The 12,498-nt window shown below is 71.1% G+C and carries 11 protein-coding genes and 1 pseudogene; 11 read left to right on the top strand and 1 reads right to left on the bottom strand.

Annotation, left to right across the window (positions count from 1 at the left end; translation table 11 throughout):
* Positions 1 to 16 precede the first annotated feature (16 nt).
* The 5 genes and pseudogenes from AB0P41_RS25170 to AB0P41_RS25150 all read left to right on the top strand — a co-directional run.
* A complete protein-coding gene (locus AB0P41_RS25170) occupies positions 17 to 859 on the top strand; it encodes a type II secretion system F family protein (protein ID WP_356713922.1) in 843 nt (280 codons plus the stop codon).
* Between the two features lie 44 nt (positions 860 to 903).
* The gene (locus AB0P41_RS25165) at positions 904 to 1,668 is read left to right on the top strand and encodes a type II secretion system F family protein (RefSeq protein ID WP_365934387.1); all 765 of its coding nucleotides are present in this window, start codon (positions 904 to 906) and stop codon (positions 1,666 to 1,668) included.
* Between the two features lie 139 nt (positions 1,669 to 1,807).
* Positions 1,808 to 2,029, top strand: a complete 222-nt coding sequence (locus tag AB0P41_RS25160) for a DUF4244 domain-containing protein (RefSeq protein WP_356713921.1) — start codon at positions 1,808 to 1,810, stop codon at positions 2,027 to 2,029.
* Positions 2,016 to 2,396 (top strand): TadE family type IV pilus minor pilin, encoded by a 381-nt coding sequence (locus tag AB0P41_RS25155; protein ID WP_365934294.1) that lies wholly within the window; start codon positions 2,016 to 2,018, stop codon positions 2,394 to 2,396. The genes AB0P41_RS25160 and AB0P41_RS25155 overlap by 14 nt, the downstream gene beginning before the upstream one ends.
* A pseudogene (locus AB0P41_RS25150) lies at positions 2,393 to 2,743 on the top strand (Rv3654c family TadE-like protein); the annotation flags it as partial. The gene AB0P41_RS25155 and the pseudogene AB0P41_RS25150, both read left to right, overlap by 4 nt.
* Positions 2,744 to 2,804: 61 nt before the next feature.
* Here the strand turns inward: AB0P41_RS25150 and AB0P41_RS25145 are convergent.
* Complete coding sequence (locus AB0P41_RS25145; RefSeq protein WP_365934292.1) at positions 2,805 to 5,366, bottom strand: DEAD/DEAH box helicase; 2,562 nt, start codon at positions 5,364 to 5,366, stop codon at positions 2,805 to 2,807.
* 79 nt (positions 5,367 to 5,445) lie between these two features.
* On the opposite strand from AB0P41_RS25145, the gene AB0P41_RS25140 reads away from it, so the two are divergent.
* The 6 genes from AB0P41_RS25140 to AB0P41_RS25115 all read left to right on the top strand — a co-directional run bounded on the left by AB0P41_RS25140 (position 5,446) and on the right by AB0P41_RS25115 (position 12,289).
* Positions 5,446 to 5,799 (top strand): STAS domain-containing protein, encoded by a 354-nt coding sequence (locus tag AB0P41_RS25140; RefSeq protein ID WP_003967428.1) that lies wholly within the window; start codon positions 5,446 to 5,448, stop codon positions 5,797 to 5,799.
* Between the two features lie 206 nt (positions 5,800 to 6,005).
* Positions 6,006 to 6,455, top strand: a complete 450-nt coding sequence (locus AB0P41_RS25135) for an ATP-binding protein (RefSeq protein WP_356713843.1) — start codon at positions 6,006 to 6,008, stop codon at positions 6,453 to 6,455.
* Between the two features lie 297 nt (positions 6,456 to 6,752).
* A complete protein-coding gene (locus AB0P41_RS25130) occupies positions 6,753 to 9,206 on the top strand; it encodes a sodium-translocating pyrophosphatase (RefSeq protein WP_365934290.1) in 2,454 nt (817 codons plus the stop codon).
* A 292-nt stretch (positions 9,207 to 9,498) separates the two neighbouring features.
* The gene (locus tag AB0P41_RS25125; RefSeq protein ID WP_365934288.1) at positions 9,499 to 10,200 is read left to right on the top strand and encodes a small secreted protein; all 702 of its coding nucleotides are present in this window, start codon (positions 9,499 to 9,501) and stop codon (positions 10,198 to 10,200) included.
* Positions 10,201 to 10,295: 95 nt separating this feature from the next.
* The gene (locus AB0P41_RS25120) at positions 10,296 to 11,801 is read left to right on the top strand and encodes a methyltransferase (protein WP_365934286.1); all 1,506 of its coding nucleotides are present in this window, start codon (positions 10,296 to 10,298) and stop codon (positions 11,799 to 11,801) included.
* A 290-nt stretch (positions 11,802 to 12,091) separates the two neighbouring features.
* Positions 12,092 to 12,289: a hypothetical protein gene (locus tag AB0P41_RS25115; RefSeq protein ID WP_365934284.1), complete on the top strand. Its 198-nt coding sequence runs from the start codon at positions 12,092 to 12,094 to the stop codon at positions 12,287 to 12,289.
* The last annotated feature ends 209 nt before the right edge of the window (positions 12,290 to 12,498 follow it).

Here is a 12,498-nt window from a genome sequence, read left to right as displayed (position 1 = left end):
GGGGGGTTCCGAGGCGCTGACCCAGGTGCCCGCGTTGTTCCTGGCCGGCTGCGCGGGCTTGGCGGGCGCTCTGGCCGTGGCCCGGGATCCAGGGGCGCGGCGCGCTCGGGTGCTGACAGCTCGGCGGGGGGAACCGTGGGGGCCGGAGGCGTGGTCCGCGGCCCGCGCGGTCTTCGCCGGGCGGCGTGAATGGCTGTGTGCCCCTGTGGCGGCTCTTCTCGCTGCGCTGGGTGAATCGGTGCTTCCCCTGCTCGCGGGCGCTGTGGCGGTACCACTCGTGCGGCGCTGGCTGCTTCGTCGGGCACGGCGGCGTGAGCGTGAGGAGGCGGCCGACGCGGTGACCTCGCTCTGTGGGGCGGTGGTCGGCGAGTTGCGGGCCGGGCACGAGCCCGGGCAGGCGTTGCTCGCCGCAGCGCGGAACGCCGGTGCACCGGGCGTCGCCGAGCCCGCCGTGCTGGCCGCCGCGCGGTTCGGTGGCGATGTGCCGGGTGCGTTGCGGCAGGCGGCGTCAGGGCCCGGTCTCGACGGGCTCGCGGGCATGGCCGCTTGCTGGCGGGTTGCGGTGGACGGCGGTGCGGGGCTCGCGGCCGGCCTGGCGCGACTGGAGAGCGCACTGCGGGCCGAGAGGCGGCGGCGGGAGGAGCTGCGGGCCCAGCTGGCGGGCGCCTGGTCGACCGTGGTGGTCCTGGCGTTGCTGCCGGTGGCGGGCCTGGGGCTGGGAGCGGCGCTCGGAGCGGATCCGCTGGAGGTGCTGCTGCACAGCCCGGCCGGACTCGTCTGCCTGGCGACGGGTGGGCTGCTGGAAGCTGCGGGGTTGTTCTGGGCATCGCGGATCGTGCGGACGGGGGAGGCGGCATGAGCGGGGTGCCAGGGGCGGGGGACGCGTTGGTGGTGGCCGGGGCGATGGGGACGGCGCTGGGCTCGGCCGCGTATCTCGCCTTCGCGGTCGCAGGCCGGCGGCATGATCGGGCGATACGCAGACGGGGGGCGCTGCTGGCCGGGTGCTCCGTGAGTGGCCCGGGGCCGAGATGGATGGGCCTGTCGCCACCCGAGTGGAGCGGAACTCGGCGGTGGATCGTGTTCCTGGCCGTTTGGGCAGGCGTCTGGATCCTCGTCGGCGGAGTGGCCGGGAGCGGGGCCGGTCTCGCGGCGGCGTACGGCGTTCGGCGGTGGCGGCGCTCTTCCAGGGGGCGTGGAAACGGCGGCAGGGACGCGGAGGCTGCGATGGTCTCCCGGCAGCTGCCGATCACCGCGGATCTGTTGGCGTCCTGCCTCTCGGCAGGCGCCGGGCCGCGGGAGGCGGCGGAGGCGGTCGGGGAATCCATCGGGGGTCCGGTCGGGGAGCGGCTTGCCCGGACAGCGGCCGAGATTCTGCTCGGCGGCGAACCCGCGGAGGCTTGGGGCCGGTTCGGGGAGCTGCCCGGTGCCGCGCCGCTGGCCCGCTGTCTTGAGCGTGCCGCGTCGACGGGGGCTCCGGCCGCGGAACCGGTTTCCAGGCTGGCCGATGAGATGCGCGCCGAGCGGGCGAGTGCTGCTGTAGCGCGCGCCCAGCGGGCCGGGGTGTTGATCACCGCACCGGTGGGGCTCTGCTTCCTGCCCGCCTTTCTGGCCGTGGGTGTGGCGCCGGTGGTGATCGGGCTGGCGACCGGCCTGTTGCACCGCGGCTGAGTGGGAGCAGCCGTATGCCCGGATGCCGGCATCGAGAGGCAGCGGAGGCCCGGCTCCGGCTTGCTCGAAGTGCCGGACCGAGGTTCTGGACGAGACAACGTAATTCGTGGACATGGGGGTTGAGATGAACAGGAAAGCCATGGTGCGGTCCCTGAGCGCGCTGCGTCGTGCGTGGGAGGCCAGGTTCGGCACGCGTGTCCGGGCCCGGGACGGCGACAGGGGGATGACGACGTCCGAGTACGCGGTGGGGACCATCGCCGCCTGCGCGTTCGCGGCGGTGCTCTACAAGGTGGTTACCAGCGGGGCGGTGCTGTCGGCCTTGCAGTCGTTGATCAAGGACGCCCTCGATGCGAAGTTCTGAGGAGCTGCGAAAAGCCCCGAGCGACGACCGGGGAACGGTGACGGCGGAGGCGGCTATGGCCCTCCCCGTGCTGGTGGCCTTCGTCCTCGCCCTTCTCTGGGCGCTGGTTGCCGCATCGGACCAGATCCGTTGTGTGGACGCCGCGCGTGCCGGCGCGCGGGCCGCGGCACGGTCGGAGCCGGAGGACTCGGTGCGGTCCGCGGCTCAGGAGGCGGCGCCGGGCCGGGCTCGGGTCGCGGTGGAGCGGACCGGGGGGCTGTGGCGGGTCCGGGTGGAGGCGCCGACGCCGGGGCCCGGACCACTGGGCCTGACGCTGAGCGCCGAGGCGGTCGCCTTGGCCGAGGACACGGTGGGGGCGGAGCCGTGAGGGGGACGAAGGCCTGCCCTGAGACACGGGACAGGGGGCTGGCAACGGTTTGGACGGCCGTCGTGACCGCGGCGCTCTGCGTGGTGTTCGCGGCGGTGCTCGCTCTCGGACAGGCCGTCTCCGCCCGTCACAAGGCCGGCGGTGCGGCGGATCTGGCCGCGCTCGCCGCGGCCGACCAGGCGTTGCGGGGTGTGGAGACCGCGTGCGGGGCCGCCGGAGAGGTGGCTTCGGCCCAAGGGGCGGAGATAGTGCGCTGTGCTGTGCTGGGGGAGATCGCCGACGTGACGGTCCGGGCGCGCTTCGGCCCGTACGCACCTGAGGTCAGGTCGAGGGCGGGCCCGCCGGGCCCCTCGCCGCCCCCGCACCCGGTGCCGTCGTCCGCCGAGGAGCCGGGTCACCCGCGTGGCCTCATCCCGCGGCGCTCTCCGGCCGCGAATCCGTCGGGCTCTCCGGTCGCGGGCCCTCCGGGCTCTCCGGCCGCGAATCCGTCGGGCTCTCCGCCGGAAGGGCTTCCCCGGGCTCGGACGGTGCGGTTCTGAGCAGTTCGGTCAGGAGGCGTACGGCGCCCCGTTTGTGCAGGGGCTCGTTGCCATTGCCGCACTTGGGGGACTGGACACAGGACGGGCAGCCCGCCTCGCACTCGCAGGACGCGATGGCCTGGCGCGTCGCCGTGAGCCACGTACGGGCCGTGTGGAAGGCGCGCTCCGCGAAGCCCGCACCACCCGGGTGGCCGTCATAGACGAACACCGTGGGAAGGAGCGTGTCGGGGTGAAGCGGAACGGAGACACCGCCGATGTCCCAGCGGTCGCAGGTGGCGAAGAGCGGCAGCATCCCGATGGAGGCGTGCTCGGCGGCGTGCAGGGCCCCGCCGAGAATCTCCGGGGTGATCCGGGCGGCATCGAGCTGGTCCTCGGTGACCGTCCACCACACGGCACGGGTGCGCAGGGTGCGGGGCGGCAGGTCGAGTCTGGTCTCACCCAGGACCTCCCCGGTGATCAGCTTGCGGCGCAGGAAGGAGACGACCTGATTGGTGACCTCGACGGAGCCGAAGCAGAGACGCCCATCGCCCCAAGGGATCTCGGTGTCTGTCTCCAGCACGGCGATCGCGGTCGTGTCCCGGGCGTTGGTCGAATACGGAGGGACGGCTTCCTCCACCAGGGCCACTGAATCCTCCAGGTCCAGCGCGCGGACGAGATACGTCCGGCCCTGGTGGAGATGGACGGCACCCTCGTGGACGGCGGTGTGCGCCGCTGATTCGTCGACGGTGCCCAGCAGCCGGCCGGTGCCCTCCTCGACGATCTGGACCGGACGGCCGCCCCCGCCGCGGATGTCGGTGAGGTCGGCGGCGCGTTCACGGCGGGTCCAGTGCCAGCCCGTCGTACGTCTGCGCAGCAGCTTCGCTGCCTCCAGCTGCGGCAGGAGCTCGGGTACCGCGGGGCCGAAGAGCTCGACATCGGATTCCGTGAGCGGGAGTTCCGCGGCCGCGGCGCACAGGTGGGGAGCAAGGACGTACGGGTTGTCGGGGTCAAGGACGGTCGACTCCACGGGCTGCTGGAACAACGCCTCGGGATGGTGGACGAGGAAGGTGTCCAGCGGGTCGTCCCGGGCCACGAGGACGGCGAGGGCGCCCTGCCCCGAGCGTCCGGCGCGACCGGCCTGCTGCCAGAGGGAGGCACGGGTGCCCGGGTAGCCGGCGATGACCACGGCGTCCAGGCCCGAGACGTCGATGCCGAGCTCCAGGGCGGTCGTGGCGGCCAGGCCGAGCAGATCTCCCGAGTGCAGTGCTCGTTCCAGGGCCCGGCGTTCCTCGGGCAGGTAACCGCCGCGATAGGCGGCGACGCGCCCGGGCAGCGAGCGGTCCACCTCGGCGAGCCGCTCCTTCGCGATGAGGGAGATGAGCTCGGCGCCGCGCCGGGAGCGCACGAAGGCGACGGAGCGCACGCCCTGGAGGGTCAGGTCGGTCAGGAGGTCGGCGGTCTCGGCCGTGGCGGTACGGCGTACGGGGGCCCCCTTCTCGCCGTGCAGCTCGGTCAGCGGAGGCTCCCAGAGGGCGAAGACCAGCTCTCCCCGGGGCGAGGCGTCGTCGGCGACCTCCTTGACGGGCAGGCCCGTGAGACGGCCGGCGGCGACCGAGGGCTGCGCCGCCGTGGCGGAGGCGAGGAGGAAGACGGGTTCGGAGCCGTAGCGGGCGCAGAGACGACGGAGACGGCGGAGTACCTGGGCGACGTGGGAGCCGAAGACGCCGCGGTAGGTGTGGCACTCGTCGATGACGACGAAGCGGAGGGAGCGGAGGAAGGAGGCCCAGCGGGGGTGGGACGGGAGGATGCCCCGGTGCAGCATGTCGGGGTTCGTCAGGACGTAATTGGCGTACTGGCGCACCCATTCGCGTTCTTCCACCGGCGTGTCCCCGTCGTAGACGGCCGGCCGGATCGCGGCGCCGAGGGGTTCCGCGAGGGCCTTCACCGCGCGGCGCTGGTCGGCGGCCAGAGCCTTGGTGGGGGCGAGGTAGAGCGCGGTGGTGCCGCGGCCGTTCGGAGCATGGGAGCCGTCGAGGAGGGTACTCAGCACCGGAGCGAGGTAGGCGAGAGATTTGCCCGACGCCGTCCCGGTGGCGATCACCACGGACTCGCCGTCCAGGGCGTGCTCGGCCGCAGCGGCCTGATGCGTCCACGGATGGTCGATTCCGGCCCGTCCGATTGCCGAGACCACTTCCGGCCGGATGCGATCGGGCCAGAGGGCATGGGTTCCCGCACGCGGGGGCAGGTGCTCCGTATGAGTGATGCGCGTTGCCCGGCCCGCCGCTGCGGCGAGCCGGTCGAGAACCACCGTGGGAGAGGGGCGCGAGCCCGCGTTCTCGGGTGGTCGACTGGGGCGGTGATTCTTGGCCATCGGCACCGAGTGTGTCACTGGCGTGACGGACAATGGTCCCAAGGCGTCGTGCATGGCTGCTGGTAAGTGATTGAATGCCATCGCGGCTGGCGATCCGTCCCCTGGCCTCCGTCGGGGAGACCGAGGGGCGACCGCTCGATAGCAAGGTGCTGGAGGATCCGTGGACCTGTCCCTGTCGACTCGCAATGTGTCCGGGCCTGGTGGCGACCGTACGGTCGTCGAGGTCGGTGGCGAGATTGATGTGTATACCGCGCCCAAGCTGCGCGAGCAGTTGGTCGAGTTGGTGAATGACGGCAGCTACCACTTGGTTGTCGACATGGAAGGCGTCGACTTCCTCGACTCCACCGGCCTCGGCGTGCTCGTGGGCGGCTTGAAGCGTGTCCGGGCCCATGAGGGCTCGCTGCGCCTGGTGTGCAACCAGGAGCGCATTCTCAAGATTTTCCGGATCACAGGTCTGACCAAGGTGTTTCCCATCCACACCACGGTCGACGAGGCTGTCGCGGCTACCGACTGACCCGTCGGTGCAGGTCGGCAGCTCCAAGGCCGGCAGGCACGCTGTGACGGACCGACAGGCGGCAGCAGACAGGCCGCCACGAGCAGGCGGTCGACCAAGTGGTCGGCTGCCGGCTTCGTCGGTTCCCGGAGGAGAATGAGAGCAGGGGTGCCGGGCGCCACGCCCGGGCCCCTGAGACGCACGCCCGTACGTTCGAGGGGGATGGCATGCCAACCGTTGAACTCCGCTTCAGCGCTCAGCCCGAACACGTCAGGACGGCCCGCCTCGTGGCAGCCGCCGTGGCGCGCCGGGCCGGTGTCGACGAGGCGGTGCTCGACGAGGTCAGGCTCGCGGTCGGTGAGGCGTGCAGCCGGGCCGTGGGGCTGCACCGTAGCCATGACATCGCCGCCCCGGTCACGGTCGTTCTGACCGAGGAGGAGAAGGCGTTCTCCATCGAGGTCGGCGACGGGCACGTCGCCCCCGGAAACGGCGCCTCGGTGACGGGAGCGCACGGCGGTGGAGGCCCGGACGACCCCGAGACCGAGGCCGACAGCGAGGACGAGATGGGTCTCGCGGTCATCAGCGGACTGGTCGACGACGTGGAAGTCCGCACGGGCGCGGACGGTGGAGTGATCCGCATGTCCTGGCCGACGACTCCCGCGGTCGTGCTTCCCTGACCTGACCTGACCTGACCTGACTTCGGTAAGACTCTGGTCGGCCCCTGGCCCACCGAACCTGATCACGTTTTCCGGCCCTGCTGAGCAGGGCCTTTTTATTTCCGCTCGGTCAATGATCTACGACAATTCCGTGTGTGTCATGCGCCTGCCCCATTACTGCAATCGGGTTCACGTTCGAGCGAGATCATTTGCCATTGGGTGGACGAAAGTCGATTTCATCGACCACCCACTGTTTTGATCAGGCTCCGCTCCCTACAATCCGTCCACGACTTGAGCGCTCAGCGTCAAGGAGGACGTATGGCGGAGTTCTTCATCACCCCACTGGCAGAACTGACGCACGTTCCCGTACCTTCCGGCCGGTCCACCTCACTCGCGGCCGCCGCACTCACCGACAGCAACCGGCTGATCGTCGTGGTCATCGCGGTCGTCGCCCTGGCCGCGCTGGTCGTGGCCAAGTTGCTCGCACGCCAGGTGCTGGCGGCGGGTGAAGGCACCGAACGCATGAAGGAGATCGCGGCGGCCGTCCAGGAAGGAGCGAATGCCTATCTTGCCCGGCAGTTGCGTACCGTCGGCATCTTCGCTGTCGTCGTGTTCTTCCTGCTCCTGCTGCTCCCGGCCGACAACTGGTCGCAGCGCGCGGGGCGCTCGCTGTTCTTCCTGGTGGGTGCGCTTTTCTCGGCGGCCACCGGATACATCGGTATGCGGCTCGCGGTACGCAGCAATGTGCGTGTGGCCGCCGCCGCGCGTGAGGCGACGCCGGCGGAAGGAGAACCGGAGAAAGATCTCACCACCGTTTCACACAAAGCGATGAAGATCGCTTTTCGTACAGGTGGTGTGGTCGGAATGATCACCGTGGGCCTCGGCCTGCTCGGTGCCTCCTGCGTGGTACTCGTCTATGCCGCCGACGCGCCCAAGGTACTGGAGGGGTTCGGCCTCGGCGCCGCGCTGATCGCCATGTTCATGAGGGTCGGGGGCGGTATCTTCACCAAGGCCGCCGACGTGGGCGCCGACCTGGTGGGCAAGGTGGAACAAGGCATCCCCGAGGACGACCCGCGCAACGCCGCCACCATCGCCGACAACGTGGGTGACAACGTCGGTGACTGCGCGGGCATGGCCGCCGACCTCTTCGAGTCGTACGCCGTGACGCTGGTGGCCGCGCTCATTCTGGGCAAGGCCGCCTTCGGTGACGCGGGGCTCGCCTTTCCGCTGATCGTCCCGGCGATCGGGGTGGTCACGGCGATGATCGGGATCTTCGCGGTCGCGCCCTGGCGTGCGGACCGGAGCGGGATGAGCGCCATCAACCGCGGGTTCTTCGTCTCCGCCGTGATCTCGCTCGCGCTCGTGGCCGTGGCCGTCTTCGTCCATCTGCCGTCCTCGTACGCCGGGCTGGACGGCGTCACCGACGACGCCATCACCTCGCACGGCGGCGACCCGCGCGTCTTCGCCCTGGTCGCCGTGGCCATCGGGATCGTGCTCGCCGCCCTGATCCAGCAGCTCACCGGCTACTTCACCGAGACCAGCCGGCGTCCCGTCCGGGACATCGGGAAGTCCTCGCTGACCGGACCCGCCACCGTCGTGCTCGCGGGGATCTCCATCGGCCTGGAGTCGGCCGTCTACACCGCGCTCCTGATCGGTCTCGGCGTCTACGGGGCGTTCCTGCTCGGCGGTACGTCGATCATGCTCGCGCTCTTCGCGGTCGCCCTGGCGGGCACCGGCCTCCTCACCACCGTGGGTGTCATCGTCGCGATGGACACCTTCGGCCCGGTCTCCGACAACGCACAGGGCATCGCCGAGATGTCCGGGGACGTCACGGGTGCGGGAGCCCAGGTGCTCACCGACCTGGACGCCGTCGGCAACACCACCAAGGCCATCACCAAGGGCATCGCGATCGCCACGGCGGTCCTGGCCGCGGCCGCGCTCTTCGGCTCGTACCGGGACGCCATCGCCACCGCTGTCGGCGATGTGGGGGCACAGGCGGGGGAGCTCGGGCTGAGCCTGGACATCTCGCAGCCGAACAACCTGGTCGGCCTGATCCTCGGGGCCGCGGTCGTCTTCCTCTTCTCCGGACTGGCCATCAACGCGGTCTCCCGTTCGGCGGGGGCCGTGGTCCACGAGGTGCGGCGGCAGTTCCGGGAGCACCCCGGGATCATGGATTACACGGAGAAGCCGGAGTACGGCCGTGTCGTCGACATCTGCACCAAGGACGCGCTGCGCGAGCTGGCCACGCCCGGGCTGCTCGCCGTCCTGGCACCGATCGCGGTGGGGTTCACCCTGGGGGTCGGTGCACTCGGCTCGTATCTCGCGGGTGCGATCGCCACAGGCACCCTGATGGCCGTCTTCCTCGCCAACTCCGGGGGTGCGTGGGACAACGCCAAGAAACTCGTCGAGGACGGCCATCACGGCGGCAAGGGCAGCGAGGCCCATGCCGCGACGGTCATCGGCGACACGGTCGGCGACCCGTTCAAGGACACGGCGGGCCCCGCCATCAACCCGCTTCTCAAGGTGATGAATCTCGTGGCGCTGCTCATCGCCCCCGCGGTGGTTCAGTTCAGTTACGGGGACGACGCGAGTCCGGGCGTGCGGGCCCTGGTGGCCGTCATCGCCATCGTCGTCGTCATCGGCGCGGTCTACGTGTCCAAACGGCGGGGAATCGCCGTGGGTGACAGCGACAGTGGCGGCCCGGGCGGCGATGACGGTGGGGGCGGCGGAGGCGGCCCTGCCAAGTCCACCGGTCCTGCCGCTGTTTCCTGACACGACAGGTCATGGGCGGAGTGGGTCCGTATCCGACACCCGCTCAGCACGGCGGCGGGCGGCGCGTTCTGATGTGCCGTCCGCCGCTCCGCGTCCTGTCGTCTCGCGACCGGCAGGGCACTCCGGCAGGGCACTTCGGACATGTGTCCTAGTGCGCGGGTGAGTTGTATCTCCCTCGTTACCCTTGGTGCAAATGGCTGCAAAGAAATATATATCGGACGTACGCCGCCTGATTGCCGCCCGTTCGGCGTGTAAGTTCCGGGGCCGAGAGCCTTGGAAGGGACCCAATCCGGTGAACAAGAAGCTTGCAGCCGCACTGTCCGGCGGTGCGGTACTCGTACTGACGCTGTCGGGCTGCAGCGACGACAGCGACAACAAGGTCAACGACTGGGCGAAGAAGGTCTGCGACCAGGTTCAGCCGCAGTTGCAGAAGATCGCGAACGCCAATGCCGCGATCCAGCAGCAGACTGCGGACAACAGCAAGCCCGCTGACGTCCAGAAGACCGACTCGGCAGCCTTCCAGCAGATCTCGGGGGCCTACAAGGCGCTGGGCACGGCCGTGCAGTCGGCGGGCGCACCGCCCGTGGACGGCGGGGAGACCACCCAGAAGGAGGCCGTGAAGGAGCTCAACGCCTCCTCGGCGGCCTACGCGGACCTCAAGACGAAGGTCGACGCGCTCGACACGAAGGACCAGGCGAAGTTCGCCGACGGTCTCAAGGACATCGCCGACGAGCTGAACAAGATCAGCACCAACGGTGACCAGGCGCTGAAAAAGCTTCAGTCCGGCGAGGTCGGCTCGGCGATGGCCAAGCAGAAGGGCTGCCAGAAGCCGACTGCCTCGGCCCCGCCCGCCTCCGCTCCGTCCGCCCCGGCGTCCCCCTCGCCGAGCGAGAAGGCAAGCGAGAAGGCAAGCGACGACAAGGCCGGCGACGAGAAGGCCGGCGACAAGTCGAGCGACGAGAAGGCCGGCGACAAGTCGAGCCAGGAGTCGTAACGGCGCACAGCGCCGCACCGGCATCCGCAGCGGCCGGCCGTCCCCCTGGACGCCCGGCCGCTGCCGTTGTCGGCGGGAGCGGACACAATGGTCGGGTGAGTACGCCCAGCCTTCCCGCATCCGATCGTGCCCCCCGGCTCCGCGCAGCCCTGATTGCCGCCGCCTTCACCGCCGACGGCCTCCTGGAACGCCTCGGCGCGCCCGCGTACACGGCGCTCGCCCGCAGTGAGACCGTCCCGGCGCTCCGGGCCACCCGCGGGGGCTCGCCGCTCGACACGCTGGTGCGGCTGTTCCTTCTGCAGCGCCCAGTTCCGGCCCCCGCGGCCACCGCGGCCCTCCCACTGGAGGAGTGCGTGGAGGACGGCTGGGTGGTTCGCGAGGGCGACCTGGTCAGAGCGACCGTCGACGTGCGGCCTTACGGCGGGCCCGAGGGCCAGGACTGGTTCATCGTGTCCGACCTGGGATGCGCCGTGGGCGGGGCCGGCGGCATCGGCTCGCACGACGAGGGCGTCGTCCTCGGCGTCGGCGGTGCCTCCACCACGCTCGCCGGGATCACCGTGCGCAGGCCCGTGGCCTCCGCACTCGATGTCGGTACGGGCTCCGGCATCCAGGCACTGCACGCCGCCCAGCACGCCACGAGGGTGACCGCGACGGACGTCAACCCGCGCGCCCTCGAATTCACCCGTCTCACCCTCGCGCTGTCCGGGGCCGCCCCCGCCGACCTGCGGGAGGGGTCCCTCTTCGAGCCGGTCGGTACGGAGACGTACGACCTGATCGTGTCGAACCCGCCCTTCGTCATCTCGCCCGGCGCCCGGCTGACCTACCGCGACGGCGGCATGGGCGGCGACGATCTGTGCCGGGCGCTCGTGCAGGAGGCCGGGGACCGGCTCAACGAGGGCGGATACGCGCAGTTCCTCGCCAACTGGCAGCACGTGGAGGGCGAGGAGTGGCAGGACCGGGTGCGTTCCTGGGTGCCCGCCGGATGTGACGCCTGGATCGTGCAGCGCGAGGTGCAGGACGTCACGCAGTACGCCGAGCTGTGGTTGCGCGACAGCGGCGACCACCGCACCGACCCCGCGCTGTACACCGAGCGGTACGAGGCGTGGCTGGACGAGTTCGAGGCCCGCAGCACCAAGGCCGTCGGCTTCGGCTGGATCACACTCCGGAAGTCCGCCGCTGCCGCTGCCGGAAATCCCTCGCTCGTCGCCGAGGAGTGGCCGCACTCGATCGAGCAGCCCCTCGGGCCTGCCGTCGAGGCCCATTTCGTACGGCAGGACTATCTGCGGGAACACGACGACGCGGCGCTGCTCGCCGCGCACTTCACGCTTGCCCAGGAGGTCGTGCAGGAGCAGGTCGGGCTGCCGGGGGCGGAGGATCCCGAGCACGTGGTGCTGCGTCAGCACCGCGGGATGCGCCGGGCGACCAAGGTCGACGCCGTCGGGGCCGGGTTCGCTGGCGTGTGCGACGGATCGCTGCCCGCGGGGCGCATCCTGGACGCCATCGCCCAGCTGATGGCCGAGGACCCGGTGCTGCTGCGCGACCGCACCCCACAGGCGATCCGGCTGCTGGTGGAGGAAGGCTTCCTGGACCCCGTGCGCTGACGCCTTCCCGTGCGGTGACGAGAGCCCGGGGCGCCTGTCTCCCCGGGCCTCCTCGACGCTCCGCTCCGTATGCCGGAGCCGTGCGTCCCGCCGCTCAACACCCCTCCGACCTGGGGCTGAACGTCCGCCCGCGTGCCGCCCCGCAGCGGCGCGCGGGTTCCGCTCACGGCCGTTCGCCGGGCGGCCGCACGGCGTTCATCCGGGGTTCGCGCCGAGGCCGCCCCGGCGTGGCAGCCTCCCCTCTGCCGAGGGCCGAGGCGCCCGCAGGCCCGAGCGTGAGGGGTACGGACATGGAGAGTGTCACCGCGGTATTCGCCGGTGCGGCCTTCGCGCTGTTCGGTGTCGCTCTCCTCGTCTGGACGGGGGCGCGCACCATCCAGCGCGCGCCGGTCGCGCTCGGTGTGAGCCCTGTCGCCTCCACCGCCCTCGCCGCCCTCTTCGGCGTACTCTTCCTCGTCCTCGGCGTGTGGTGCTTCACCAGCGTCTGATCCGCTTGTCCCGTGGGGGCGTCGGCCGCCGGCCGGCCGTTCCCGCAGGTTCCCCCGCATGACCGCGAAACCCGCAGGCGACAGCCGTGCGCGGAGCGGACCGGGCGGTCCGGGCGGCAGGAATGGCGGAAGTCGGGTTACCGTTCGAGTGGCCGTTGCGGGCTTTTGCCGTTTGACACGGGGGCGGGTTGTACCGTCACACTCCGCAG

The organism is Streptomyces sp. NPDC079167, from assembly GCF_040686735.1.
Lineage (GTDB): Bacteria > Actinomycetota > Actinomycetes > Streptomycetales > Streptomycetaceae > Streptomyces.
The sequence above is the reverse complement of the archived record's forward strand: the minus strand, read 5'-3'. Positions and strand labels throughout refer to the sequence as shown.